Source organism: Ruegeria sp. SCP11, from assembly GCF_040329455.1.
In the GTDB taxonomy this organism is placed as follows: Bacteria; Pseudomonadota; Alphaproteobacteria; order Rhodobacterales; family Rhodobacteraceae; genus Ruegeria; species Ruegeria atlantica_E.
The window spans coordinates 72,806-99,587 of record NZ_JBDZYG010000016.1; the positions used below are offsets into that span (position 1 = coordinate 72,806).

At 57.1% G+C, this 26,782-nt stretch carries 26 protein-coding genes and 1 tRNA gene; 8 read left to right on the plus strand and 19 right to left on the minus strand.

Features of this window, described 5'->3' with window-relative positions:
• Positions 1–37 precede the first annotated feature (37 nt).
• A tRNA-Trp gene (locus tag ABLN94_RS20525) sits at positions 38–113 on the plus strand.
• A gap of 368 nt (positions 114–481) precedes the next feature.
• Here the strand turns inward: ABLN94_RS20525 and ABLN94_RS20530 are convergent.
• Complete coding sequence (locus tag ABLN94_RS20530) at positions 482–1,786, minus strand: TRAP transporter large permease (RefSeq protein WP_352995971.1); 1,305 nt, start codon at positions 1,784–1,786, stop codon at positions 482–484.
• A 465-nt stretch (positions 1,787–2,251) separates the two neighbouring features.
• Complete coding sequence (locus ABLN94_RS20535) at positions 2,252–2,500, minus strand: hypothetical protein (protein ID WP_352995973.1); 249 nt, start codon at positions 2,498–2,500, stop codon at positions 2,252–2,254.
• A 76-nt stretch (positions 2,501–2,576) separates the two neighbouring features.
• Here ABLN94_RS20535 and ABLN94_RS20540 point away from each other — a divergent pair, with 76 nt between their 5' ends.
• Positions 2,577–4,268: a cobalamin-dependent protein gene (locus ABLN94_RS20540; RefSeq protein WP_352995975.1), complete on the plus strand. Its 1,692-nt coding sequence runs from the start codon at positions 2,577–2,579 to the stop codon at positions 4,266–4,268.
• Between the two features lie 382 nt (positions 4,269–4,650).
• On the opposite strand, the gene ABLN94_RS20545 is transcribed toward ABLN94_RS20540, so the two are convergent.
• Entirely contained in the window at positions 4,651–4,863 is a 213-nt protein-coding gene (locus ABLN94_RS20545) for a DUF1127 domain-containing protein (RefSeq protein ID WP_352995977.1), read from the minus strand.
• A gap of 195 nt (positions 4,864–5,058) precedes the next feature.
• Between ABLN94_RS20545 and lptF the strand changes: the two genes are divergently transcribed.
• A complete protein-coding gene (gene lptF, locus ABLN94_RS20550) occupies positions 5,059–6,198 on the plus strand; it encodes an LPS export ABC transporter permease LptF (protein WP_352995979.1) in 1,140 nt (379 codons plus the stop codon).
• Here the strand turns inward: lptF and ABLN94_RS20555 are convergent.
• Positions 6,195–7,022, minus strand: coding sequence for a LysR family transcriptional regulator (locus ABLN94_RS20555; protein ID WP_352995981.1), 828 nt, complete (start codon positions 7,020–7,022; stop codon positions 6,195–6,197). The two genes, lptF and ABLN94_RS20555, sit on opposite strands and share 4 nt — an antisense overlap.
• Before the next feature lie 101 nt (positions 7,023–7,123).
• On the opposite strand from ABLN94_RS20555, the gene ABLN94_RS20560 reads away from it, so the two are divergent.
• Entirely contained in the window at positions 7,124–7,714 is a 591-nt protein-coding gene (locus ABLN94_RS20560; protein ID WP_352995983.1) for an HD domain-containing protein, read from the plus strand.
• Here ABLN94_RS20560 and speB read toward each other — a convergent pair.
• The 10 genes from speB to ABLN94_RS20610 all read right to left on the minus strand — a co-directional run bounded on the left by speB (position 7,711) and on the right by ABLN94_RS20610 (position 18,762).
• Positions 7,711–8,553, minus strand: a complete 843-nt coding sequence (speB, locus tag ABLN94_RS20565; protein WP_352995985.1) for an agmatinase — start codon at positions 8,551–8,553, stop codon at positions 7,711–7,713. The two genes, ABLN94_RS20560 and speB, sit on opposite strands and share 4 nt — an antisense overlap.
• Positions 8,550–9,719, minus strand: coding sequence for a carboxynorspermidine decarboxylase (gene nspC, locus ABLN94_RS20570; RefSeq protein ID WP_352995987.1), 1,170 nt, complete (start codon positions 9,717–9,719; stop codon positions 8,550–8,552). The genes speB and nspC overlap by 4 nt, the downstream gene beginning before the upstream one ends.
• 83 nt (positions 9,720–9,802) lie before the next feature.
• Entirely contained in the window at positions 9,803–11,014 is a 1,212-nt protein-coding gene (locus ABLN94_RS20575) for a saccharopine dehydrogenase family protein (protein WP_352995989.1), read from the minus strand.
• Positions 11,015–11,038: 24 nt separating this feature from the next.
• Positions 11,039–12,928, minus strand: a complete 1,890-nt coding sequence (gene speA / locus ABLN94_RS20580) for a biosynthetic arginine decarboxylase (protein ID WP_352995991.1) — start codon at positions 12,926–12,928, stop codon at positions 11,039–11,041.
• Between the two features lie 100 nt (positions 12,929–13,028).
• Positions 13,029–14,111 carry a DUF1513 domain-containing protein gene (locus tag ABLN94_RS20585; RefSeq protein WP_352995993.1) on the minus strand — a complete coding sequence of 361 codons (1,083 nt, stop codon included), beginning with the start codon at positions 14,109–14,111 and terminating at the stop codon, positions 13,029–13,031.
• Between the two features lie 3 nt (positions 14,112–14,114).
• Complete coding sequence (locus ABLN94_RS20590; protein WP_352995994.1) at positions 14,115–15,125, minus strand: imelysin family protein; 1,011 nt, start codon at positions 15,123–15,125, stop codon at positions 14,115–14,117.
• A 3-nt stretch (positions 15,126–15,128) separates the two neighbouring features.
• Positions 15,129–16,670: a di-heme oxidoredictase family protein gene (locus ABLN94_RS20595; protein WP_352995996.1), complete on the minus strand. Its 1,542-nt coding sequence runs from the start codon at positions 16,668–16,670 to the stop codon at positions 15,129–15,131.
• The gene (bfr, locus tag ABLN94_RS20600) at positions 16,630–17,115 is read right to left on the minus strand and encodes a bacterioferritin (protein WP_352995998.1); all 486 of its coding nucleotides are present in this window, start codon (positions 17,113–17,115) and stop codon (positions 16,630–16,632) included. Before bfr ends, ABLN94_RS20595 begins: the two co-directional genes overlap by 41 nt.
• The gene (locus ABLN94_RS20605) at positions 17,063–17,356 is read right to left on the minus strand and encodes a (2Fe-2S)-binding protein (RefSeq protein WP_170491642.1); all 294 of its coding nucleotides are present in this window, start codon (positions 17,354–17,356) and stop codon (positions 17,063–17,065) included. The genes bfr and ABLN94_RS20605 overlap by 53 nt, the downstream gene beginning before the upstream one ends.
• Before the next feature lie 134 nt (positions 17,357–17,490).
• Positions 17,491–18,762 (minus strand): imelysin family protein, encoded by a 1,272-nt coding sequence (locus ABLN94_RS20610; RefSeq protein ID WP_352996000.1) that lies wholly within the window; start codon positions 18,760–18,762, stop codon positions 17,491–17,493.
• Between the two features lie 234 nt (positions 18,763–18,996).
• Here ABLN94_RS20610 and ABLN94_RS20615 point away from each other — a divergent pair, with 234 nt between their 5' ends.
• Positions 18,997–19,518, plus strand: coding sequence for a ZrgA family zinc uptake protein (locus ABLN94_RS20615; RefSeq protein WP_352996002.1), 522 nt, complete (start codon positions 18,997–18,999; stop codon positions 19,516–19,518).
• A 257-nt stretch (positions 19,519–19,775) separates the two neighbouring features.
• On the opposite strand, the gene ABLN94_RS20620 is transcribed toward ABLN94_RS20615, so the two are convergent.
• The 5 genes from ABLN94_RS20620 to ABLN94_RS20640 form a co-directional block, all read right to left on the minus strand.
• The gene (locus ABLN94_RS20620; protein ID WP_352996004.1) at positions 19,776–20,033 is read right to left on the minus strand and encodes a DUF6525 family protein; all 258 of its coding nucleotides are present in this window, start codon (positions 20,031–20,033) and stop codon (positions 19,776–19,778) included.
• Positions 20,033–20,668 (minus strand): DUF1826 domain-containing protein, encoded by a 636-nt coding sequence (locus tag ABLN94_RS20625; protein ID WP_352996006.1) that lies wholly within the window; start codon positions 20,666–20,668, stop codon positions 20,033–20,035. The genes ABLN94_RS20620 and ABLN94_RS20625 overlap by 1 nt, the downstream gene beginning before the upstream one ends.
• Entirely contained in the window at positions 20,665–21,879 is a 1,215-nt protein-coding gene (locus tag ABLN94_RS20630; protein WP_352996008.1) for a GTP-binding protein, read from the minus strand. Before ABLN94_RS20630 ends, ABLN94_RS20625 begins: the two co-directional genes overlap by 4 nt.
• On the minus strand, positions 21,872–22,993 hold the full coding sequence (locus ABLN94_RS20635; protein WP_352996010.1) for a CobW family GTP-binding protein: 1,122 nt from the start codon (positions 22,991–22,993) through the stop codon (positions 21,872–21,874). Before ABLN94_RS20635 ends, ABLN94_RS20630 begins: the two co-directional genes overlap by 8 nt.
• 233 nt (positions 22,994–23,226) lie before the next feature.
• A complete protein-coding gene (locus tag ABLN94_RS20640; protein ID WP_352996011.1) occupies positions 23,227–24,360 on the minus strand; it encodes a zinc ABC transporter substrate-binding protein in 1,134 nt (377 codons plus the stop codon).
• Positions 24,361–24,416: 56 nt separating this feature from the next.
• Here ABLN94_RS20640 and ABLN94_RS20645 point away from each other — a divergent pair, with 56 nt between their 5' ends.
• From ABLN94_RS20645 to ABLN94_RS20655, 3 genes are read left to right on the plus strand one after another with little or no spacing between them, the layout of a single operon-like run.
• Positions 24,417–24,929, plus strand: a complete 513-nt coding sequence (locus ABLN94_RS20645; protein WP_352996013.1) for a Fur family transcriptional regulator — start codon at positions 24,417–24,419, stop codon at positions 24,927–24,929.
• Positions 24,930–24,931: 2 nt separating this feature from the next.
• Positions 24,932–25,672: a metal ABC transporter ATP-binding protein gene (locus ABLN94_RS20650; protein WP_352996015.1), complete on the plus strand. Its 741-nt coding sequence runs from the start codon at positions 24,932–24,934 to the stop codon at positions 25,670–25,672.
• Complete coding sequence (locus ABLN94_RS20655) at positions 25,672–26,469, plus strand: iron chelate uptake ABC transporter family permease subunit (protein ID WP_352996017.1); 798 nt, start codon at positions 25,672–25,674, stop codon at positions 26,467–26,469. Before ABLN94_RS20650 ends, ABLN94_RS20655 begins: the two co-directional genes overlap by 1 nt.
• The last annotated feature ends 313 nt before the right edge of the window (positions 26,470–26,782 follow it).

A 26,782-nucleotide genomic window follows, 5' to 3' on the forward strand; every position in this document is an offset into this window, starting at 1 on the left:
AGTCCACCGCGTGGCTGGCATATCTGAGGCGCATCTTAGGGGTATAGCTCAGTTGGTAGAGCGACGGTCTCCAAAACCGTAGGTCGCGGGTTCGAACCCTGCTGCCCCTGCCACTAAAATCAATCAGAAAATTAGCTTCGCGGTTTCACTCCCCTAGATTAGTTGGGAGCTATTCTTCTTATTTCGTGCGGTTCACGCTTTTTAGGGAGGCCTGAGCTAGCCGAGGATCAAGACTGAGTTAATGCGCGGCTAGGATTGCAGCGACGTCCGGCAAGCTGTCGCCAGTAAAGGCAGCGCTGAAGCCATGGCGGGTTTACGCGGCGTTGGATGCCCTTTCGGCATCTCTATAAATGCCAAATGCCAAATGCCAAACCGATCCTTTGCCGTGTATTCAATCAATAGCAAAGAGTTCCAATTTTTCATTGTCCAACCTATCACGCCTAGGCTATCTCGCTCCGGCGTGACAGTCCTGCGATTAGCTTCATTGGATGCCCATGAGCACCTTCGGGAGCAACAGTGAAAGCTCTGGCAGGAAGGTGACGAGAAGGACCATGGGCAAATGGCCCAGGCACAGGAACTTAAATGTGATACCTATGTACCGATCCAGAGTGATCTTGCTGACACCCGCAGCCATGTAGAGCATCGGTGCACAAGGTGGCGATACGTTGCCCAGGCCCAAGTTGGTGCCGACGATTGCAGCAAAGTGGATCGGATGAACACCCAGTTCAGTGACGACCGGCAACAGAACAACCGCAGCCAAAACACTGCCCGAGATGTCGTCGACGATCATGCCCATCAACAGAAGGACCAGATTGATAAGCAATAGAAGCAGGATTTTGTTTTCAGACAGGCTCAGCAGCAGATCAGCGATTTGTCCGGGAACTTGCTGCAGGACCATCGAGCGGCTCATCATGAACAGGAAGAACAAAACGGTGACAATTGATCCCGTCGTGATCGCCGCCTGGATGGTGCCTTTCCAAAAGCGTGCAGGCGTCAACCCGCGATAGATGAAGAAGCCCACGACAGCGGCATAGACCAGCGCAATCGCGGCGGCTTCGGTCGGCGTAGCGATCCCACCATAGATTGTTCCCAGGATGATCAGTGGCATCAGCAGGGCCCAAAACGCCTCTTTGCCTGATTTGAAGATTTTGACCCGGACTTCCGCCATGGGCAGTTTGGGCTCAACCTGGATGTCGTTGTTGTTCCGCAGGAAGAAGAAGTTCAGGATGATGTAAAGCAAGGCCAGCAAGATGCCGGGGATAACGGTCGACAGAAACGCCGCGCCGACTGACAAACCGCCTGTCACAGCAAACACGATCATCGGGATCGACGGCGGAATCATCAGGGCCAGAACGGACGAGCAGGCAACCAACGCGGTTGCGTGTCCCACCGGATAGCCCTCTTTCACCATCCGCGGGATCATGATCTGGCCGATCGCTGCAATCGCAGCCGAGGACGAGCCCGAGATTGCACCAAAGAGCGCACAGGTGACGATGGTTACCGCACCGAGGCCACCCTTGATCCGACCGACAAACGCGTTCACGAAATCCAGCAGTCGGTTGGAGATGCCGCCTTCGGCCATGATCGTACCCGCAAGCACGAACAATGGAAGTGCCAGCAAGGCGAAACTGGTCGTGGTTTGATAGGCGTAAGAGATCAGGAACGAAATGTTTGATCCTGTTCCGATGCCAAAAACCAGAGCACCAATGCCGAATGCAAAGGCAATCGGCATCTCCAGCAGGAGAAGGACAACGATCAGTGCGAGAGCGATAGCAAAAATCAACATTCTTACGGGAAACGTAGGCCATCGCGGGAAAGTAGATATATGCGCAGAACAGCAGCGACATTTCTTCGATGCCGACAAATGGCGAATTTAGACCGTAACGCAGAACCACTTGCGTAAACATTAGAAGGGCAAGGCAGATGCTGAACAGAGCAAGGCCATTGGCCAATAGTGCAGCGTAAACCTTTTCGACCTTCATAAACGCGGCATTTCGGTCTGAAACCTCCCATTCCGGTATTGCGGTTACGTGTTCCGGCGGTTCTGCCGCTGTCACTTCGGGGTCGTAGATAAACGAAGCACCGGGTTCGACAGGGTCTCGGATGTTGTCTGGATTCTCGTTCCATAGTGTCCTCCCAAAAGGTGTTGGGCCCACCGGATGGCGGGCCCAACAAGGTCTGATCATTCGATGCCTGCGGCTTTTTTCAGCTTGGCCATGATTTCCGGTCCGACCAGCTCTTCCATCACCGGCTATTCGGTCTCATGAGCGATCTTCGCGGCGGAAGTGATTTGTTCTGGGCTCAGTTCGATAACCTCGATGCCTTCGTCCCGTGCCTTTTGCAGGAACTCGTTGCTCTTGCTTTCGGCTTCATCCCAAGACCGACGAACGGTTTCGTCCGCTGCGGCTTGCAGAGTTGCGCGAACCCCGTCTGAGAGGGCAATGGCACCTTGCCATTTTTTTTGAGTTTGCCAATTTGACGATATGAACAACCTGACCATTAATATTGACCGATCCAAATTGCTCCCGGAGCAAGGTCTGCCAAGCGGCACAGAGTTGCTGGGCACGGGCAAAAAAATGGCGCCAGATTGGAGCGTTGGTAACGGCCTGTTCCAACGCGACACCGGTTTCAAGAACGAAATCGACTATAAGCGGGAAATGATGCGGTCTGGTCGTGTGATGCAACACGCGCATCTTGGATTTCGTGATCTGTCGCGTACCGTTAAAGCAATCCAGCGGGTCTATGACGTCTGTTTGCAGCGGAATGCGCGGGTTGACCGGTTTGGTGTATGCCTGGACTGGTCAATGGGCTATCCCAAAAAGCGCCGGACGGATCTGGCGCGCGGAACAGGCGTCATACTAAATGAAATTGAATCCTTCGCACGCCTGACGCAGGCAAGCCCAGCTGCAATGCACTTTGGGGATTTCATGCTCGGGTTTCCGGCGGCCTTGGAGAACACATGTGCGGCGTTGGCCGCAGGTGCCACAACAATTGGCAATCTGGGGCAATACTTTACGTTTCGCCTTCCCGGCTACGATGACGATGTTGAAACCACGCAATCTACCGTTCAAGCACTGGGTCTGATTGCTGCGCAGCCGGTGCCAGTCTTGGTGCATTCCAATCTGGATGACGGGTATGCCGCAGTTTATGAAGATTTGACCTCGGTGCTCGGTCAGGCATTGCTTGAGAAATACATCGTGACCGATCTGATCGGCGCGCCCTATGCTGTATGTTTCGGCCATCACTTTACCGAACCGCTGACCCGGATTGCGTTTCAACGGGCCTTGGCAAAGATCAGTGACGGGGTGCCCGGGTCGCAGATTTACGGAGCCACCGTGCTCTATAAAGGGACGCATGCTGAGAATTATGCCGGACTGTCGGCATATCTCCTGTCCGACATCGTCGCTCAGAAATTTCTACCCACGGGACATGCGCTGAACCCTGTGCCGGTCAGCGAGAATGAACGTATCCCCGATGTGGCGGAAATCTGCGATGCGCAACGTCATCTTAGCAGGTTGATTGATCTGGCGGATGGTTATGTCCCGCTATTTGATAGAACTGAGATTGAAAGGGTCAGCGAAACTCTTCTGCGGGAGGGACAGCGTTTCGCAGATCGAGTCCTGGCGGGGTTATCTGAAGGCGGTATTGACACAGATGATCCGTTTGAGTTGCTTCTTGCCCTGCGTCGAATTGGCGGACGGGCTTTGGAGCATGCATTCGGCGGAGGTGCATTGCGCGTGGAAGCGCCGGGACGCAGAACACCCATCGTCGGTGCAACAACCCATCGCGAGCTAGAGGACAAGGCTGAGGAATTTGTGAATTCCGAGGCGGGTCAGGCGATGACTGCACTTGCGAAGACGCCCACTCGAATACTGACTGCGACCACGGATGTTCACGAACATGGCAAAGTGCTTTTGGATCTCGTGTTTATCAAAGCAGGTTTTGCCGTTGAAGATGGCGGTGTCTCGAGCGACCCGGACAAAATCGTATCCATTGCCAAACAGAATTCCGTCGATGTCATAACGCTCAGCACTTATAACGGCGTGGCGTTGCGCTATTCGAAAATGCTGCTGCGAAAACTGAAGGAGGCTGGACTGGATGTGCCAGTTCTTATTGGCGGACGCCTTAATGAAATCCCCGAAGGCAGCAACACAAGTTTGCCCGTAGACGTGTCTGAAGAGCTTGACGAAATCGGTGTAATCGTTTGCAGGGATCTTGAAACTGCTAGCAAGGCACTTTGGACGGTACTCTCCAGTAACGGCAATTGAGCGCATATCGTCGGCAGAATTCTAAGCGGCGACTGGCAGCTTTGTCCCCAAAGGTCTTTGTTTTGCCACGGGTGGTCGGTGCCTCCGTCTTCCATGGAGTCAAAGGTTCAAAGCCATTCCCGTCGCCGAGCGCCGGTGCCAGTACTTTGGGCCATTCTGTAATCGATGCGGCTGGCGTTTTTCTTGTCTGATCAGGTCGTCACGAAACTTGATCTGAAAAAACTAAACGGCGCAGAACAGATTTCAACCGCTGTGCTACCTGATGGTACATACCCTGCCGGATTGAAGGGCTGAAACTTTGCCGCCGAACGGTAAATGCGCCCGATCACGGCACTTTTGGGTTAGTGCCATGCCGAGCGCGTTTCGGCTCAAACTTGAGCGCTTAACCTCCAAAATGATGCCGATAGACCATCTCTTGCAGATCTCCTCGGCAATAGCCGAGTTCCTTAAGTTCCCGCTCGGACATCATGTCGATTTCACGCTGTTGTCTTTTGTACAGGGCTTTCTTTTCTCGCTTTGCCTTTCGCTCCTCGGCGGACGCAAAGAGGTTTGAAAAGAAACCCTTTCCGGTGATGTAGTCTGCATAGGCCATCATAGCACCCTCCTTTGCATGTTTGGCTGTCTCTCAGGAGTAGATTGGCCGTGCGACTGAACTTCGCCTGTACGCGAAATTAACGTTCCTTTAGGTCCGAACCCGGTCAGGGGTCGGCCGATTGGGTGAAACCCCGGTTTCCTATGGCGACGGAATGACATAATGTCCGGAACACCACGGACACGCGTAAGAGGAAACATGTCGCGCTTTGATGGATACTTCCTGCGGCAAATGCTGATTCTGTTCGGCTTTTTCACCCTGGTTCTGGTCGGCGTGTTCTGGATCACCCGGTCCGTCAGCCTGTTTGACCGCGTTATCAGTGGTGGGCAGTCGGCCATGGTGTTTTTGGAATTTACCGCGCTGACGCTGCCGACGCTGATCCGTACAGTGATGCCGATGGCGGTGTTTGCTGCGGCTGTCTATGCCACCAACCGTCTGAGTCGAGAAAGCGAGATGACGGTGATGCTGGCCACGGGTTCCAGCCCGTGGCGATTGTCGCGCGCCGTGTTTGTGTTTGGATTGGTGGCCGGTCTTATGATGGCTGTCATCAGCGTTTTCTTCCGTCCAGCTTCAGTTGAACAGCTTGAACAACGCCAGGCTGAAGTTGCCGGCGACGTGACTGCGCAATTGCTGAATGAAGGAGAGTTTCTGCACCCGGCTGAAGGAGTCACGGTCTATATAGGCAAGATTGATCTGGACGGTACACTGTCCGAGGTATTTGTCTCAGACCGAAGAGATTCGCTGAACCCGATCAGTTATTCGTCGAAGACGGCGTATCTGGTCAACAACGAGAGCGGGATTCACCTTGTTATGTTGGACGGGATCGCGTTGCGTTTGGATCAGCAGGGCAGAACGCTGTCGTCAACCTTGTTCGCGGATGCCTCTTACGACATTTCCGCACTGACCGACACGAACACTATGGCCGAGCGCAGCCTCGAGGCCATTCCTACGGTCGAGTTGCTGCGGGATCGGGATGCCATTAGTGCCGCAGAGGGCTTTACCGAAGGTGAGTTGATCGACGAGTTGCATCAGCGTTTTTCATGGATTGCGATCTGCGTCGCGGTTGCTCTGGCCGGGTATTCAACTCTGATGCTGGGCAGTTTCTCGCGGTTTGGGTTGTGGCCTCAGATACTGGGTGCTTTTACCATTCTGATCTTGCTTGAGGGCGTGCGGGGGTTTGTCTCTCCGGTTGTGGTTGCCGATCCTGATCTGTGGTTGCTACTGTACCTGCCAGCAATAATGGGCGTTGTTATCTCGGGCCTGTTCCTCTTGATCGCCGGGCGGCCTTTGGTACGCAGACGGCATCGGGATACGATAGGCGTGTTGCCCCAAGCCTAACCTGCTAGGCGAAGTTCGGTCAGACAGGTCAGGATATCGTCACAAGCGGTACTGCCGCGACGGGTTACCAGATAAAGTGGCAGCACCAGGTCTCTGGAACCTGAAACCCGCCTAAGTTCACCTTCTGACAGATGATCCCTAATAAGGTAGGTCGGGAAGAAACCGATCCCGCCCCGCCGCAGGATGTATCGCAGGGCCATCATGCAATTGCCCAGAAAAACCGTTTGCCCCAACGCTTGTCGCGCGGCTGTGCGCACGTGGTCCTGATAGACCTCTCCAAGTTCCAGGTTGACGAATACGGGATCTTCTGTGTCGGGGGTGCCTACCAGAGTAAGGCATTCCGGGGCCAGCTCGTGCGATTGCACGCGCGGGTCGCTAGGCTGTTCCGGGGTCAATGCGGCGTCTAGAACGTGGGTGGCAACCGCATCGACCATATTCAGATCATGGTCATAGTTTAGTGTGAGCAACAGCTGGCCGTGACGTTGTTCGAACTGAACGCCAAGATCGACAAGCAAGGGGTCCCAGATGCTCAGCTGGGCGCCAAGTCGCAGGGCGACCCGGTTCTGTGCCTGAGCAGGCAGGTCACGAGAGGCAAAGGACCACAGTGACAACATCTGCTCGGCATAAGGCCGGAATTGGCGCCCGAACTCGGTCAGGCTGGTACCCCCGGCTCCTCGGGTGAATAGCGGCCGGCCGGTTTCTTCTTCGATCAAACGGATACGGGCGCTGACGGCCGTCTGGGTCACGTTCAGCTTGCGTGCTGCAGCGTGAAAGCCGCCGGTCTCAGCCACGCACAGAAAGGTCTCGATTGCCTTGAGTTGCATATTGAAAGTATTTTTTCATCGTAATGATAAAATCAATTCATTTTTTTGCGTATCCGATCCGGGCTAATCTGACGTCAACAGAACAGCCAAAGGACCGCGCCATGTTGGACAAAAGCCACAAACCCACCTGGACCAGTTTTGAAGAGGCCACCAAGGCCGACTGGGACGCCGTCATGGAATATGAAGAGAGCTTCAACGCCGCCTTGCCGGACCGGATTCTGGACGCAATCCGTTCGTTGGATGAAGAGTGGACGCCTTACCCGGTCAACCGCTATCAGCACAGCCTGCAGGCCGCAACGCGTGCCTATGAGGACGGTGCGGATGAGGAGCTGGTCGTCGCCGCGCTGATCCATGACACCGGCGATATCCTGTCACCCTATAATCATGGTGAGCTGTCAGCAGCGATGATGAAGCCTTATGTCAGTGAAAAAACCTATTGGATTTTGAAGTATCACTGCGTGTTCCAAGGCTACTACTACAATCACCACCTTGGCGGGGACCGCAACGCGCGCGACAAGTATCGCGACAGCCCCTATTGGGAGGACTGCCGCTATTTCTGCCACGAATACGATCAAAAGGCGTTCGATCCGAATTATCCGACCAAACCGCTTGAGTTTTTCGAGCCCATGCTGCGCCGTGTCCTGAACAAGGGCGAGGGGCATATGGAACTGAACGAAACGTCCGAAGATTAACAGGCGGCCATCAGGCGATAGACGATCTGAGCGGCGGTAAAGTCCCAGGCGGCGTTGCCGTCCGGGGCAAGCTCGACCACGTCGAAGCCCACGCACTTGCGCCCTTTCAGGGCGTGTTCGACCAGCCGCAGCGCCTGATAATAGCCCAGACCACCGGGTACGGGGGTACCAGTTGCGGGCATTTGTGACGGGTCCAGCCCGTCGACGTCAAAACTGACATAGACCAATTCGGGGAAATCCTCGGGCAGGTCGACGGCGTGGATGTTGCCGGTGACCAGTTCCTCGGCATCCACGTGGAAAACGTGGTTTTTCAGACGGCTTTTGGCTTCTTCGGTTGAAAAGGCACGTACACCGAACTGAGCCAAACGGACGCCTTCCTTTGCCAGCAGGTGCATAACCGACGCATGGCTGTGTTTCTCGCCCTGATAGGCGTTACGCAGATCGGCGTGGGCGTCGATCTGGACAATGCCAACCGGTTGGTTCAGCGCGCGCACAACGCCCATCACCGCGCCGTAGCTGAGGGAATGTTCCCCGCCCAGAGTGACGGGCACCTTGCCTGCGCGAACGGCGTCTTCGGTGCGTTGGGCGAGACGCTCCATGATCTCGGGCATGGCGGCGTCACAGTCCAGCGGTTTTTCCGTGAAGATGCCTTCTACGCATGGCTCAGCATGACCGGTGATCCGCTCAAGTTCATTGCTGGCCTCGATGATAGATTCGGGGCCTTTTGCGGTACCCGAGCCATAAGACACCGTGCGCTCGAGTGGTACCGGGATCACGCGGAAACGGGCGTTTTCGGTGCGCTCGGACGCGGTCAGTTCGCTGTCGAGGAAAATGCTCATGAGAGTCGGTCCTTAAAGTCGTCATAACCGAACTGTTTGATGATTTGCAGCTCGTCCGTTTCGCTGTTCCATAAGGCGATGGTCGGCAGGGGTACGCCGTTGAACGTGTTGGTCTTGACCATCGAATAATGCGCCTGATCGAGAAAGGCAAAGCGCTGGCCAATCGCCAGTGGCCGGTCCCAAGTGTAATCGCCGATCACGTCACCTGCCAGACAGGACGGGCCACCAAGCCGGTAGGTCTGTCCGGCCTCTGCCTCATCCATCAGGGCGGGGCGATAGGGGGCTTCGATCACGTCGGGCATGTGGCATGTTGCCGAGATATCGGTGATCGCGAGGTTCATGCCATTGGTCGGCAGGTCGAGGATTTCGCCGACCAGAATGCCGGCATCCAGTGCCACGGCCTCTCCGGGTTCCAGATAGATATCGATGCCATATGTTTTACGGATGCCTTTGATGAAGGCGACCAGACCGTCGCGGTCATAGTCGTCGCGGGTGATGTGGTGGCCGCCGCCGAAGTTCAGCCATTTGAGTTGGCTCATGAACGGTCTGAGTTTGGGTTCTACTGCGGCCCATGTGCGTTGCAATGGCTCGAAACCCTGTTCGCAGAGCGTGTGCATGTGCAGGCCATCAACACCGCGCAGTTTGTCATCGGTCAGTTGACTGACCGGAGTGCCCAGACGCGAGCAGGGGGCACAGGGGTCGTATTTGGGAATCTCACCCTCGGAATGCTCGGGATTGATGCGCAGCCCGACCTGAACACCTGCGGCCCGAGCTTTGTCGAGGAAGCGATCCTTTTGCGCCGGAGAGTTGAAGATGATGTGGTCGGACAGGGACAGGATTTCGTCGATATCGGCGTCCTTGTATCCGGCGCAAAAGGTTGCGACCTCACCGTCATATTCCTCGCGGCCCAGCCGTGCTTCGTAGATACCGCTGGCGCAGGTGCCACCGAGATACTGGCGCACGAGCGGGGCGAGTGAGAACATCGAGAACGCTTTCAGAGCACTGAGCACATGTGCGCCCGAGCGTGTACCGATTTCGGCGAGGACGCTCAGGTTCCGTTCGACCGCTTTCTCGTCGACCACAAAGCAAGGTGTGGGAACGCGGCTGAGATCGAAATTGCGAAAGGCTCCGGCGTCGCCGGCCTGCGTGGTCATCATGTCGGACATGGTCGGCGTCTCCGATTAGTGGAGAAGCCGGGGGCGCTGCCCCCGGACCCCCGGGATATTTTTAGCCAGATGAAGTTGGCGGATTAGAATTCGACCGGGCCATCGAGTTCGTGGACCTGCCATGGCAGGCCGTGTTCGTTCAGCATGTCCATGAAGTTGTCGGGGTCGAGCTGTTCCATGTTCCACACGCCCGGCTCGGTCCAGTTGCCTTTCAGCACCTGCGCGGCACCGATCATGGCGGGGACGCCGGTGGTGTAGCTGACGGCTTGGGAGCCGACCTCACGGTAGCATTCCTCGTGGTCGCAGATGTTGTAGATGTAGTAGGTCTTCTCACCCGAGCCATCCTTGGCCTGACCTGTGGCGATGTCGCCGATGCAGGCCTTGCCCTTGGTTTCCGCGCCCAGATCGCCGGGATCGGGCAGCAGGGTTTTCAGGAACTGGATCGGGATGATTTCCTTGCCGTCGTGCATCACCGGGTCGATGCGGGTCATGCCGACATTTTCCAGCACCTTGGCGTGGGTGATGTAGGCGTCGCCGAAGGTCATCCAGAACCGAGCGCGCTCGATCTCAGGGAAGTGGGTCGAGAGCGACTCCAGTTCCTCGTGATACATCAGGTACATGTTTTTGGGGCCGATGGCAGGGAAGTCGAACTCCACCTTGTGGGTCATGGCGGGGGAGTGTTTCCACTCGCCACCTTCCCAGTGGCGGACCTCAGCCAGTACTTCACGCAGGTTGATTTCTGGATTGAAGTTGGTGGCAAACTCCTGATCGTTCGAGCCGCCATTGGCGTCCAGAACGTCGATCTGGCGGATCGTGTCCAGCTTGTGTTTCTTCAGCCATTTCGCGAAGACACTGGTCACACCCGGGTCAAAGCCCGAGCCGAGGATGGCGGTCAGACCGGCCTCTTTGAACCGCTCCAGATAGGCCCACTGCCAGTGGTATTCGAACTTGGCCTCATCTTCGGGCTCATAGTTTGCGGTGTCGAGGTAGTGAATACCGGCCTCAAGACACGCATCCATCAACACCAGATCCTGATAGGGCAGGGCGAGGTTCACGAGGATTTCCGCACCGGTTTCCTTGATCAGCTTGACCGTGTCTTCGACTTTGTAGGCGTCCAGTTTTGCCGTGGCGATATCGACGCCAACACGCTCTTTCACCGCTTTGGCGATGGCGTCGCATTTGGATTTGGTCCGGCTGGCCAGAGTGATTTCGGTGAAGATGTCCGAATTCATCGCCATCTTGTGCACGGCGGCGTGGGATACGCCGCCTGCGCCGACAACCAGTGTTTTGCCCATGGGGTGTTCTCCTCTCACAGGGGGTTATTCGTAATAGGTGTAGCCGTTGATCGAGTCGCGATAAGCGCTCATCAGTGTTTTGCGGTCTTTGGCTTTCAGAGTACCGGTTGAGATCGCCTCGTCCACCATTTTGCGGAATGCGGCGACGCAATCCTGCGGGTCGAACTCGACATAGGACAGAACCTCGGAAATCGTGTCCCCCTCTTGTTCGTGCAGCAGGTCAAAGCCACCGTCAGCGCGCAGGTCGATGGTGACGACATTGGTGTCGCCGAACAGGTTGTGCAAATCGCCCAGCGTTTCCTGATAGGCGCCAACGAAGAAGACACCCATCAGGTATTCTTCGTCCTCGGGTAGAGAATGCACCGGCAGGCTGGGGGAAACGCCGTCGGCCAAGATAAAGCGGTCGATCTTGCCGTCGCTGTCGCAGGTTATATCTGAAAGAACCGCGCGGCGGTCCGGTGTCTGGTTCAGGCCCTGTAAAGGCACGATTGGGTGCAGCTGATCGATGGCCCAGACATCGGGCAGGGATTGAAACAGCGAGAAGTTGCAATGGTAGATATCGGCCACTTTCTCAAGCTGATCATCCACGTCCGTTTCAAGATCGTCGCTTGCAGCCAGTGCTTTGAGACGGGCCATCAGCGACAGGTAAACGCGCTCGGCGCGCGCCATCTGGCGCAGGTCCACATAACCGCGTCTGAAAAGCGCGCGCAATTCGTTGCGATAGAAGGTGGCGTCGTTCCAGCACTCCTGCAGGCGGTCACTGCTGAGATAGCCATGCACGGCGGCAAGGTCCGAAACCAGATGGTGATCCTCGGGTTCGACTTCAGGGCCGTTGGGCGCGTCGTACAGCGTGCTTTCCAGCACGTTGAACACCAGCATCGAGGATGTCGCCACGACCGCGCGGCCGCTTTCGGTGACGAGCGTCGGGTGCTCGACCTCGGCCTCATCCATAGCGTAGGCTACGGTTTCGACTACGTTGGCGCAGTATTCCTCGACCGTGTAGTTGATCGAGTTTTCAGCAGCCTTTTTCTCACCCGTATAGTCCACGCCCATGCCGCCGCCGAGGTCCAGGTGAGTCAGCGGCACTCCTTCGCGGGTCAGTTCGGTATAGTACCGGCAGGCTTCGCCCACAGCGCGGCGGACGTCGTTGACGTCCTGCACCTGGCTACCCAGATGCGAATGCTGCAGCTTGAGGCAATGCAGCAATCCGGCCTCTTTCAGTTTGTCCACCGTTGCGACCAACTGATCGGTGTTCATGCCAAAGGCCGAGCGGTCGCCCGAGCTTTCTTCCCATTTACCGCTGATCTGATTGGTCAACTTTACCCGCACGCCGATCAGGGGTTCGATACCCAACTCCTTGTAGACCTCAATCACCGTGTCCGCCTCTTTCGGGCTTTCCAACACGATGACTGTGTTGAAGCCGATCTTGCGGCTGAGGATGGCCAATTGGATGAACTCGGCATCCTTGACGCCATTGCAGACGATCAGCGCCTCGGGGGCCAGACGGTGGGCCAGCGCCACGACCAGTTCGGGCTTGGACCCGGCTTCAAGGCCATAGTTGTATTTCTTGCCGAACTCGACGATCCGGTCCACCACCTGCGCCTGCTGGTTCACCTTGATCGGGAAGACACCACGATACGGGCCTTTGTAGCCGACGCGCGCAATGGCCTCGGCGAAACTTTCGTTCAGATGGGCAATCTCGTGTTCCAGATAGGACGTTATCCGCAGGACCATTGGAGCCTTGATACCCCGGTCATCCAGATCGCTGAGAATACCGGGCAAGCTGATCGCATCCGTTTCGGGTGCCAGAGGATTGCGCAGACCGATCTCGCCCTGCTCCGTCACCTCAACGAGGCCTTTGCCCCATTTCTCAACTCCGTAGATGGAATGCGGTGCGTCGGGCGTCTGTTTCAATCAAGTCAGTCCTTAACGTCAGGGTACCAGTTTCGCGCCCGCCAATAAGGCAGCAGTTTGATTCTTCCAAGTGTAATCTATGTGACGGGATTTGCCGAATTTATGCGGAGGTACGGATTGGGATCAGATGATTGTCCCATTGGCAGTCTGGTCGAGTGGAAATACGGGTCTTGGAAGTCAGCTCTCCGACAACTCCGGTGCCGGTGGTGAAGACAAAACCCTTGGGGCCGGGGCCAAGACCGCAGACATCTTTCAGAGGGAACACTCCGGTGAGTTGACCATCCGCGACTGTGAACTGGTGCAGAGCATTGCCGCGCGGGCAGGTGATGGCGACGTTATCCCCCTCACCGGAAAAGGCGATGCTTCCGGCATAGCCCTGCAAGGTGCTCTGCTCGGCGTCCGGTGCCGATAGCAGGCGCGGAGTCTCACTTCGCTGATGCAGGCCCAGCAGCGGCGGGTGTTGCGTTTTGTCGCCTTGCCATTGCAACGCAAAACCAACCATCCCGTCCTGACGTACGGCCAGATGGCGGATCGAGTTTTTGTGCAGTTCTCTCGGCAGTTCCACTTGTTCCAGGATTGAGCCAGCCAGATCCAGGTAGGACAGACGCGGCTGCATGGTCGGCAGGTTCAGCTTGGTGCGGCCCATCTCAGGGTGGGTTTCAATGCCGCCATTGGCGATAACCAGTGTCTGGCCATCGGGCATCAGTCGCATGTCGTGGGGACCGATTCCGCCCGATGGAAATTCATCCAAGCGTCTGTAACCTGTCGTGTCCCAGACACCGATCACGCCGTCTCCGGCCTCATAGTCGTTTTCAGTGGTGAACAGCCGCGATCCGTCGGGTGAGAATACGCCGTGGCCATAGAAGTGACGGCCTGCCGGGGCGTTCAGACGTTTGATCTCGACCCCTGTGGTGCAATCAAGAACCACCGCGAAGGTGCCGGGGCGACGGGCAAAGGCCACGGCCTGCGCGAGGTGGGGATGGGCGGCCGCTGCGTGGCCACGCGCGGGCAGGGGGAGTGTAAAAAGGATGTCCCCACTCACGCTCAGCCCGGCCAGCCTATAGCTTCCGTCCGGAAAAAGGGCTGCTGCAAGATAATCTGGTGCGCCGACCGCTGCCCAGCCTCGTATTGGGGTAAGGCTGGCGGCAGCTAGGCCGGCGAGAAAATGGCGGCGGCTGGTCATCGGTCAATCTCCGTCCAGCGAGTTGAACCCAGCACTGATGCCCAGTGTTGGCCCCAGCTCAGTCGAGACAATGTCGCGGATATCGTTGATCGATTGCTGCAACGCTTCAACCCGGAACCGGCCCTGAGGGGTGGCGACCCCGGCCAGCGACGGATCGTCCAGCGATTGTGCACGGGTAATGGCCTTGTCGAACGCGCCATCCAAATCGGCGGCAATTTCAGGGTGATCCGCCGACAAGCGCGCGGCCAGATCGCGCAAGGCGATCAGGGACAGTTCCACATGGCGCAGGGACCGTTCCGAACGCCGCGCCTCGGCCCGGTTGGGGCGGGGGCGGTCGAACGTGCCCATCGGACGGCCAAGGCGTGTGTCGCCGGTGAATTCTAGTCCAGTTACAAGGACTTTATAGAGCTCTTGCATAGCCTCGTCGCTTGACCGGTAGGGGCTGTTTTCGCCGGGTTGGGTCAGGGTTGTGGCATAGCTGTCCCAATCCGCACCCATCGCGCGGGCGTTGACGTCGATATCAGCGGTGATGGCCTGTATCAACGCGCAGCGATAGGGGGCGCTGCCTTGATCCGCAAATTTGGGGTCGTAAAGCAATTGCTCTAGCGCAAAGAAGCCCCGGCCCGCGATGGATGTCTGGGCAAATTCTTTAGAAGATTCCACAGCGGTGTCTTCGGCCGCAATCAGACCGGTCAGCGCCTTGGGGGTGAAGCCTTTGGTATCCGGCCAGAAGGCCAGTGCAAAAGCGCGGTCATCGACCTCGGAAGGACCAAAGCGTAGATGACTAACCGATATCCAGTCATCAAAGGCTGCGTGATAGGCGGCGCGCAATTCGGGCGAGCCTGCGGCGCAGTCGGCCTGCGCGGCTTGCGCCAACGTGCCGGTCGCATCAGCCAGGTTGACAAAACCGGGCAGGATGTGTCCTTCAACTGTATCGGTCAGGATCGGGCCGCGATCCTGCGCCAGTGCAGAGAACGGCAGGGTCATGGCAACGGCAAAGGCAAGAACGCGCATGGGTCAGAGGCTTTCGAGAAAACGGATTAACGCATCACGGTCGGGTTTGGGCATCGCGACAACTGTATCGCGAGCGGCTTGCGCTTCACCGCCGTGCCACAGGATGGCCTCAAGCAACGACTCGGCGCGGCCGTCATGAAGGAATTGCGTATGGCCCGAAACCTGTTCGGTCAGTCCAATCCCCCAAAGCGGCGGTGTACGCCATTCGCGCCCGGTTGCGCGGCCTTCGGGGCGGTTGTCGGCCAGCCCTTCGCCCATGTCATGCAGTAAAAGGTCTGAATAGGGCCAGATCAGCTGAAAACTGTGCTCGGGTCGATCCTGCATGCGGTGGGTGACAAACGACGGCGTGTGGCACGAAGCGCAACCAGTGTCGTGGAACACCTGCTTGCCGCGCAGAGCCTGTGGGTCGTCTACATCGCGCCGCGCCGGAACGCCCAGATTGCGGCTGTAGAAGGCGACTAGGTCCATGCCGATCTGGTCGATCTCGAACACGCGGTTGTCGCCGTCGCCGTGCGGCGCGTTCACGCAATCGTCCTGAGCCTCGGTGCAATCGCCGTGGGCAGCGGGGTAAAGCGGGCTGGAGATGCCGATATCACCTGCAAAGGCCGCGGCGGATTGCTCCATGACAGTAGGCATTCCGGCCTTGTGCCCGAACCGGCCCATCATCGGTGCGTCGTATTCAATCGCCCAGACGATGTTCGGACGACCCGAGATACCATCGCCATCCGCATCATCCGGGTCGGCATTGGCCAGAAGGTCCTCAACCGGGATCGCCTCAAGCAGCCCGAGGCCGATCATCTGCGGTGCCACACGTGGGCTGAGCATGGCGTCCGGATGTAGCGGCCCGTATCCAAGATCAGCAGCAGCGTATGTCGGTTTGCGCAGAGTGACCTGTTCGCCATCTGAAAGGGTGACGGAGACGTCTTCATAGGTGATTTCCAGGCGGTACTCTGCGGGGTGGCCGGGCAGAGCCAGATCTTGCATCTGGCCACCGTAGTTAGGTTCGGGCCGAGTGGCTATAAAGTCCTCGATCTCCTCAAACCTATCGCCGCCGGGGATCGAGACTCGTAGGAACATCGAAATCGCGTTGTCGTCGGGTCCGTTGGGCGTATGGCCGCGCCCGTCCTTGACGTGGCAGCGCTGGCAAGAGCGGGCGTTGTAGAGGGGGCCAAGCCCGTCTGACGCCAGGGTCGAGGCCGGAGACGACACCCAGATTTTTTTGAACAGACCGTTGCCGACCTTGAAGTCCAGCTCCTGCTCAAAGCTCAGATTGCCCGAGGGCTGAGAGAACGCGTCGGCATCGGTGCGGGTGCGCACGGTGGCGGCGCCTGCGGGCAATTCCTCGAACTTTTGGGGGGCGCTGAACTCTGTGGGCGCAGCGGTGACACGGGCGATACGCGCGCGCTCATCTTCGGTGCGGGGCTCGAAATTCAGGTGAAGATCCTGCAGCTCGGCTGCGGGGGATTGAGTGGCCGCGAGCGCGGCCACCGACAAGGCAACGAGGCTACTCGCCCTCGTCCATTTTGGTAGCGTTGAGTTGCGCATAATTGGCTTCGCCAATCCTTTCGTACAGGTCGAGCTGCGTTTCGAGGAAGTCGATATGGCTTTCCTCATCACGGAGCAATTCTTCGAACAGCGACATAGAGACGTAGTCACCGGCCTCTCGGCAACAGTCGCGGGCTTCGGCATAAAGCGCGCGGGCATCCAGCTCTGCCGCGAGGTCACATTCCAGGGTTTCCTTAGGTGATTGACCGATCCTCAGAGGGTCAAGCTTCTGCAGGTTGGGATGGCCTTCCAGAAAAAGGATGCGTTCAATCAGCTTGTCCGCGTGTTCCATTTCTTCAATGGATTCTTTGCGGCTTTTCATGGCCATGTGGCCTAGGCCCCAATCCTGCTGCAAGCGGTAATGCAGCCAATACTGGCTGACGGCCGTCAGCTCATGCCGCAGAGATTTGTTTAGATATTCTATGACCTTGGGATCGCCCTTCATCTGCCTTCTCCTGTATTGCTCCGGAACGTAAGGCGCGGAGCTGCATGGGGACTTCCAGATTGTCGTTCGACCTCATTGTGTCCAGAAATAGCGGCATACAACCGCCACAATCTGCTGATTTTCCAAGGGCATGATAGATCTTGCCAGGGGTAATGATTGCTTGCGCGTCCGCCGCGCGCATCCAGTCGATTGCGGCGCGAATATCGTGGTCAGATATGTTTGTGCAGTGGCATACGATCATGGCGAATCTGTGCTCGATAGATTTCTTACCTAATTAGTAAGTTATTTTATTTAGGTCTAGTCATAAGTCACAATATTGCGTGACCGGAATTGCCGGAGGTGTGCATTCGCGCACGCCTCCAGCATGAGGTTTTCTTACTGGAAGACCGCGTCAGGGTTATCCAGGCTGTCGGAGCCTTCAAAGTCGATCTGATCCAGCTCCAGCATGTTCACGATACGCTCGATGGTTTTGGTTTGGTCGATCAGGCCGTTGACACCGTCCATGATCAGCAACTCACCTCCTTCATTGCCACGTTCCAGCATCTGGTCATATGCGAAACCGGCTTCTGCAGTCGACTTCAGACGACCCAGGGCTTGCATGGTGTTGGCCAGCTTGACTTTCATCTCGGCGTCCAGGGCCGGGTTGGAGGCAATCACCAGATCCGACAGTGAGGCGCCGGAAACCGGGGTGCCATCGATGCGGGTGTAGCTGCCCAGATACACGTTCTGGATGCCCAGGCCATCGTAGTAGTGGCTGTTGTGGGTGTTGTCCGAGAAGCAATCATGCTCTTCTTCGGGGTCATTCAGCATCAGGCCCAGACGCATACGTTCGCCTGCCTGCTCGCCATAGGACAGAGAGCCCATGCCGGTCAGGATTGCGCTGACCCCAGCCGCCTCATCCGCGGCCAATGCGGCGCGTGCTTCCCCGCCTTCTTTCCACTGGTCCGCCATCCATTCCAGATCGCTGACAAGCAGCGCTGTCGCGGCGCTCAGGTACTGGCCGCGGCGGTCGCAGTTTCCGCCGGTGCAGTCATCACCCTGCACATAGTCGGTGTAAGGACGGTTGCCCGCGCCCGAGCCGTGGCCATTCATGTCCTGACCCCACAGCAGAAATTCGATGGCGTGGTATCCTGTGGCGACATTGGCTTCGATGCCGTCAGCCTCGTGCAGGGTCTCGCCCAGCAGTTCCGGGGTGATTTCGCTGGCGTCGATGGTTTCGCCCGACAGCTCAAAGCTTGGGTTGGCGATTACGTTCAGTGCGGCGAATTCGTTTTCATCGGTCGGACCGCCATAGGCAGCGTCGACATAGTCGATCAAGCCTTCATCCAGCGGCCATGCGTTCACTTTGCCTTCCCAATCGTCAACGATGGCGTTGCCGAAACGGTAGACCTCGGTTTGCTGATAGGGCACGCGTGCCGCAATCCAGGCCGCACGGGCTGCGTTCAGCGTAGCGTCCGAGGGCTCAGCGATCAGGGCGTTTACAGTTTCTTGCAGCGTTTTGGCCGCGATCAGGCTGTCATCGTATTTCGCTTCGGCGATGTTCGCATAGGTGGTCAGAACATCGGCTTTGGATGGCGCATCGGCGGCAACTGCCGCAGAGGCGACGCCAAGGGTCAGAATGCTGGTTGCGGCAAAGAGTTTGGTCATTGAGAGGTGCTTTCTTGTCAGAAACATAGTCACAGGCGCCGTCGGGGCGCCACTTGCAGTGATATAGCTGAGTGATTTAGTCAGCTATGTCAACCTGAGTTTTATTGTCGGAAAATCCAAGGGGCCATTACACTCCCCATTATTGGCGGGGCGCTGCATCCGGTGTGGCGATTGCGCAAGGTAGGAAACACCCTAGAATAATAGCGGTGATTCCAAGTTAGGTGGTTCCTGTTTATGAGACGCGCAGCTCTCGCATTGGCCCTGATCCCGGGGGTCGTTTTGTCGCAAATAAATAGCGAAATTGCGCACGTGCATGGAACCGGTCGCTTGGACGTAACGGTGTTAGGGACTGTGTTTTCGTTGTCTCTTGCTGTCCCCGCTGAGGATATCCTTGGGTTTGAGACACCGGCGGATAGCGACGAAGACCGGGCTTTGGTTGCCAAGGCGATTTCCGATCTGTCCAAGCCTCTCGAACTGTTTCTACTTCCTGAAGAGGCAGCGTGTGAAACGACAGCGGCCAATGTCACGTTACAGGCAGAGGGGCTAGGGCAGGCCGCCGAAGCAGACCAAGAGCATCACGCCGAATTTCTGGCTGACTATCAGATTGAATGCCAAAATGTCGAAGTTGTCGAAGCTGTCCGTCTTGCGTATTTCGACCGGTTCCCAAGAGCCGAAAAACTAGTCATCCGCCTTGATCGTTCCGGCGAGATACTGACGCATGACGTGACGCGAGCCGAGCCTGTTCTTCCATTTTAGTCAGGTTCTAGTTATGGGTTAGACTCTTGGTCTGGGATGGTCGCCGAAGTCCGTTTCGGGCGCGGATTCCACGCAATAACCCACTGAAGAAAAGACGCCCGCGACCCTCAAGGAAAAAGGGTTGTGGTTCACATTCTTGGCGGTCAACCGACTAGGAACCGGAAGTCTGCTGTGAAGGTTTCCGAGGTCCCCTTTTGTAGGGCGCAATGGTAAGTTTAAGGCGCTGACATGTTGCTTCGGTCCAGCATGCGACGGAACTAAGTTATAGACCCCAGATTACATTCTTTCGCCAGCTGCGCAGTTTCGAGGCGTCCCAATTCATCCAGTGCTTGGCGTCGGTCGCCCGTATGAGCAAGCGCCGTATTGTAAGCACGCAGAACCGAACGTGGTCGCCAGGGCAACGCGGCATTGGCGAGCCATTCCCGCAAAACCGGTGGAAGCCGGTCAAATTCGCGCATTGGGTCTTCACGGCGGCGTCTTTTGCGGAGCTTTGTCTGACCGAGATTTCGCCCCATCAATCGGCCTCATCCAGATCAAAAATGGGGTCGAGCACAAGAACCAGACGAGTTTCACCCGAACCTGCGATTGGTGGCGAACGATGCAGCAACCCCGATGGCGGATCCTGCGGCCATAGTGTTCCACGCATGATCATTGGAGCGCCAGTAGCGAGGGTAAAAACACGCTGCGGGTCTTGGTCGCCGCGGGATATACCGTATTGCGTCCCCGTGCCCCGATAGGTGCAGATCAGGCGCGCATGGATGGCGTCGATGTGGAATTTCCGGCAGGCGTTTGTGCTGATCGGGTCCAAACGAAGGCGCAGATAGGGGCTCCGCATGATCCCGGAGAAACGTTCAGCCAGGTGAGCAATATCGTGTTCCAACCAATTGCGTTCGGGTGTTTCTTCCATGCCCGCGATGTCACATAGGTGCCTAACGGCATCCGCTACGGAATCCGGACGCAGAACAAGGCGCCCCTTTGGCAGCTTAGGGGGATCGAGCGCGTCGATCCACGCCCGAAACTCTGAGCCAAGTTGCCTTCGCCAGATTGTTGCTGCGCACTGGGGCATTTCGATCTGTGCCAAACCTTCGGGCGTGTCAGTGACACCCACGCCCACGATCTCATTCTTGATTTTTGAGCGGACAAAGCTCATGCGGCATCCTCCACCCGGCGCCAGAGCGGGAACGGGTCGGGCAGATCCGTTGGAAGGGCGTCCGGTCCGGGTGCAGCGCCCTCGGACAGCAAACAGGAATCCAGCCGGGACTTCAGTAGTGGCCAGTCGATGCCTGCACCGATGAAGACGATCTCTTGCCGCCGGTCACCCCACGGCTCTGACCAATGCTGTTTGATGTAATCGAGGACAGAGGGGTGATCGGGCCACCGGGTATCGGGCACCGACGCCCACCACGTGCCGATCGGCTGAACGCTCGACAGGGCACCGGCGAGGGAGAACTCAGCCACCCATTCAGGCCGTGTCGCAATCCAGAAATGCCCTTTCGCGCGGATCACACCGGGCAAGTCGCCATTGAGAAGGGCCAGAATTTTCTCAGGCTCGAATGGCTGGCGCGCGCGGTAAACGTAGGACGAAACACCGTATTCCTCGGTTTCCGGAACGTGATCGGCAAAACCGTAGAGTTCTTTGACCCACATTGGATGCTGATGGGCGGCTTCAAAATCGAACAGGCCGGTGTCCAGAATGGAGTCGCTGTCAACTTCGGAATGGTTCGTCTCAATGATCTTTGCGTCCGCGTTCAGGCTGCGGATAATTTTGCGCGCGGCATCGGTGCGTTCCGGCCCCGCATCGTCAATCTTGTTGAGAATGACCACGTCTGCAAATTCGATCTGGTCAGTCAGCAGATGAACAAGGGTACGCTCATCCTCTTCACCCATTGTTTCGCCGCGATCATGCAGGAAATCATGGCTGGAGAAATCCTGCAGCAGGTTCACCGCATCCACGACCGTGACCATGGTGTCGAGACGGGCGACATCCGAAAGACTCTCGCCGTCGTCATCGCGGAAATCAAAAGTCGCCGCGACGGGCAGAGGTTCCGAGATGCCCGTGGATTCGATCAGCAAGTAGTCGAACCGCCCTTCCGCCGCCAATCGACGTACTTCATCCAGAAGGTCGTCGCGCAAGGTGCAGCAAATACAGCCGTTCGACATCTCGACCAGCGTTTCATCTGTGCGGCTCAGTTCGGTTTCGGCGCGCACCAGATCGGCGTCGATATTCACCTCGGACATATCGTTGACGATGACGGCGACGCGCCTGCCTTCGCGATTGTTCAGCACGCGATTCAGCAGGGTAGTTTTTCCGGCCCCGAGGAAGCCGGACAAGACGGTGACAGGAAGACGGGTATCAGTCATGGCTCAGAAATTCTTCTTTCGTGGCGGTATTGGGTTGATGGGCGCGCAGCATGTCGAGGCTGCGTTGTAGTTCGGGGCTGCTGAGATCGCGGGCAATGACCACAATGCGCGAGCGGCGGTCATCCCCGATCCAGTTCTTCAGCGGGACAGGCGGATCGAATATGTGCTGCACGCCGTGAAACACGAAGGGCACGTCGATTCCTTCGAGGAAGACGATGCCCTTGATGCGCAGAATGTCTGGCCCTTTGAGCGCAATCAACGTGTCCAACCAGTAGTCAAAGGTGGAATCCTTGATGGGCGTATCAAGAATGATGGAGGCGGAACTGATCCGGGTATCATGAGGTGTGGGCGCAAACGATGACGGCTTGGGCTTGGAAAAGCCCGAGAGGTTCGCAAGCGGGTCGGCCTTTGGAGAGGCGAGTTGAGTCGCCCACGCAATAGCGTCTTGCTGGGCAACCCCTTTGCGCAGGCCGCTCAGCCCCCAAAGTTTTTTTGGGCCAAATTGACCAGCGACTGGCCGTTCGATCCGGGCTGTGGGGTTTAGGCCGCTCAATCGTTTTGCAAAGGCGTCCGCTTCCGCCTTAGTGACCAGATCCGTTTTGCTGAGAAGGATCAGGTCCGCCATCGCGACTTGCGAGACAGCTTCGAACTGAGCGTCCAGTGTCTTGGGTCCGTTGGCTGCGTCAACCACGGTCACCAGGCCGTCCATTCGGGTTGCCCGCGCCAGATCAGGATCAACCAACAGTGTCTGCAAGATGGGGCCGGGGTCAGCTAGCCCGGTTGTTTCTATCACGATCCGCTCGAAGCGTAGAATGCCGTCGTCGCGCCGTTCGATCAGATCAGCAAAGGTTCCGGACAGATCTCCGCGGATAGAGCAGCATAGACACCCGGATTGCATCAGGATGATCTCATCCTCGACGGTCTCGATCAGGTCATGATCCAACCCGGCCTCGCCGAATTCGTTCACGATAACCGCGATTTTTCCCGACGATGTTTTGGACAAGATTGCATTCAGCAGCGTGGTTTTTCCGGCACCAAGAAAGCCCGTCAGCACCGTCACCGGAATACGGCGGTCCGATTTGGTATCGGTATCCTGTGCGGCTTGGGAAATCACTGCTCTCTCCTTGGTGCAATATGTAATATCATAACAAAATTAGGAAGGGAAACACAAGCTGTGCAAGGCATGATCTCGGTTCTGGCTGGAGGTTGCTGGAGAAGAGCGAAATCAGGCTCTCAGTCAGAATGCGTCAGGGGCAACGGGGTCACTTGGAACGCGAGCACTAACTAACTGTGTTGCCCCTGACGGTGTGTGGCCCGGTCGAAGTTTGCCTTCGGCCGGGCCGAAGATCAAAGGCACTCGGCCAGTGTCTTAGCCATGTTGCGGATAACTTGCGGGTATAGCGTCGCTCCGGGCTCAAGATCAGACCCAAGAGGGTCGATCACTCCGGTATTGGCTTCGGTGCCATCCAGAACGGTTTTGACGATGCCGGGGTTGAACTGCGGTTCGGCCAACACGCAATCGATGCCTTCTTCGCGAATGCGCCCCTGAATTTCAGCGATGCGCGCCGGGCTCGGGTCGGATGCGTCGCTCAGAGAAATTGCGCCCGCGGCTGGGAAGTCAAACGCATCTTCGAAATATTGATAGGCGTCGTGGAAAACGATGAAGCTGCCGCCACGAACCGATTCTAATGTTTCGGCCACTTCTGCGGAAAGCACGGCCATTTCTTCGCGCGCTGCCGCGGCGTTTGCGAAATAGGCGCCTGCGTTGTCAGGGTCGGCTGCGGACAACTGTGCTGCGATCACGTTCAGCCAGGTCTCAGCATTTGCCGTTGAGAGCCAGGCATGGGGGTCATGTTCACCGTGCGCGTGCCCCTCATGGTCGTGGTCGTCGTGGTCAGCAAGGTCTTCGTGATCATGGTCGTCATGGTCCGCGTGATCATTGTGGTCATGCTCGGCCGCATGGTCTTCGTCATGATCGTGATCGTCATGCTCTTTGTCTTCCGCATGCTCGTCATGATCATGGTCGTCGTGCGCATGCTCATCGCCGTGGTCGTGATCGTCATGCTCATCGTGGTCTGCGTGGTCGCCATGATCATCGTGGTCCTCATGATCATGCGCCTCGAACAGAGCGTTTTCCCGGAAGTCGAGAAGAACCGTACCGTCGGATTCAAGCAAGGCCGTTACAGTCGCGCCATCGGTGAGCGTTTCGACTGCACCTTCCATCCAAGGTGTTAGGTCTTCTCCAATCCAAAATACCAGATCAGCCTCTTGCAAAGCAGCAGCCTCTGACGGGCGCAGGTTGTATTCGTGCGGCGAAGCGCCAGGCTGAACAATCAGATCAGGCGCTCCGACGCCGTCCATAACCCGCGCCACCAAAGAATGAACCGGGGCGATGTCGACCGCAACGTTCGGCACTTCGGCCATGGCCGTTCCGCCCATAAGAGCAGCGGTGATCGATAGTGGGAGAAGCTTTCTGGACATCAGACCCTCTGTGTGATTTTATAACGTTACGAGCCGCATACATGATATGGAATAACATGACAAGTGAGACGCACCCCATTCCGGTCGAGGACACGGCCCCGGTAGGGTTCCAGAAACACGACCACGAGAATTGCGTTGAGACTGCCCTGGCAACGGCGGAAACTCGGTGCAAAGAGGAAGGGCTGCGTCTGACCCCCGTGCGGCGAAAAGTTCTTGAGATGTTGCTTCAGGAACATCGGGCGCTCGGTGCGTATGCAATTCTTGATCGCCTGCGTGAAGCGGGTTTTGGCTCTCAGCCGCCAGTGGCTTATCGTGCGCTCGATTTTCTTGTCCAAAATGGGTTCGTTCATAAGATCGAGCGATTGAACGCGTTTGTCGCCTGTTCTCACCCGGGGGCTGCACATTCGCCGGCCTTCATGATCTGTAGAAAGTGTGACGCTGTCGCCGAGGCACAATCTGCCCCAGCCAAGGGTGTTCTGGGCGCTGCTGCGCGTGCGGCGGGTTTCGAGATTGAGCGAACGGTTGTAGAAGCCGAGGGAATCTGCCCGGACTGCACCGAAAAGGCGTAGAAATGACCTTGATTACCGTTGAAAATCTCAGCGTGCGTTATGGCGCCAATATCGTTCTGCGTCATGTGGACATGACAATTGAATCCGGGGAAATCGTCACGATCGTTGGTCCAAACGGGTCGGGCAAGACAAGCCTGTTGCGGGCCATCATCGGTGCCACCAAGCCATCTGTGGGCCAGGTTTCCCTGAAGCCCGGACTGAAAATCGGATATGTGCCGCAGAAGCTGCACATCGATCCGACTTTGCCTATTTCGGTCGAAAGATTCATGCGTCTGACCAACCGCGTGTCGCGCAATCAATGCGCTGAGGCCCTAAAAACCGCTGGTGTGCCCGACCTGCTGAAGCGCCAGATGTCGCAACTGTCCGGAGGCCAGTTTCAGCGGGTTTTGCTGGCAAGGGCTCTCATCAACCGTCCCGGTGTTTTGCTTTTGGACGAAGCGACACAGGGGCTCGACCAGCCAGGTTCGGCGGCGTTTTACCGTCAGATTGAAGACGTCCGCCGCGAAACCGGCTGTGCCATTCTGATGATCAGCCACGAACTGCATGTGGTCATGAGTGCCTCGGATAGAGTTATCTGCCTTAATGGGCATGTGTGTTGCGAGGGGTCTCCTGCCGTTGTGGCGTCGGCGCCCGAATACCGCGCCTTGTTCGGTACAGGCACTGGCGGTGCGCTGGCCCTCTATCGTCATGATCATGACCACGATCACGACCACTGCGAACACTCTCAGGAAGCAGCAGAATAATGCTTGATGATTTCATGATGCGCGCAACACTTGCGGGTGTAGGTGTCGCCTTTGCCGCGGCACCTCTTGGGTGTTTTGTCGTCTGGCGCCGGATGGCCTATTTTGGCGATGCGACAGCCCATGCCGCAATCTTGGGCGTAGCCCTGTCATTGGCGTTGCAAATGTCTATTTTCCCAGGTGCCCTTATCGTTGCACTGATTATGGCAATTGCGGTCACTCTTTTGAGCGGTCGTGGGTATGCAATGGATACGCTTCTCGGTGTTTTGGCTCACTCTTCGCTGGCTTTCGGTCTTGTTGCCGTCTCATTTCTGTCCGGCATCCGCATCGACCTGATGGCCTATTTGTTTGGCGACATCCTTGCTGTGTCACGCTCTGATTTGCTTGTGATCTGGGGCGGCGCTGCGTTGGTCGTGGCATTGATCGCTTGGCGGTGGTCGCAACTCCTGACGGCGACGTTGAACGAAGAACTGGCCTATGCCAGCGGCGTGGACCCAAAGCGCGAGCAGTTGATACTGACTTTGTCTCTCGCGGTAACCGTGGCTGTGGCGATCAAGGTTGTCGGCGTTTTGCTGATCGCGGCCATGCTGATCATTCCCGCCGCAGCTGCGCGCAGTTTGGCGCGATCACCAGAAACAATGGCTATGATAGCAGCGGCAATCGGCGCTTTTTCCGCAATTGCCGGGCTAAGGGCAGCTTACATTTTCGATACACCAGCGGGCCCTTCTATCGTCTGTGTCGCGGCGGTGCTATTCGCATGTTTCAGCTTGACCGGATGGCAGACACGGCGCCAAGTCTAGGCATTCTACACTATGGAGTGCACGTTGTGGCTGCAAAGGCCAAGCGACTAGGCGGCGGAGTTGGGTTGAACTGACCACTTGGCGCGTACTAAGGCGAAAAAAAAATATTGCGGCGACTGCGCCAGTACCCCGAATACCGGCAGACAACGCCGGCGGCTTTCGAACAATTTTTCGCGTCGCGCTATAACGAACTGCTTGTTTCCTAGTGGGATATGGTTTGTGAGAGTGCAGTCCCGATGCAGTCCCGCCACCACAAGCGCGGGAGGGGCTTTGACCACTAATCCTAACGGTCTGATTTTAAGGAAAGGGTGGT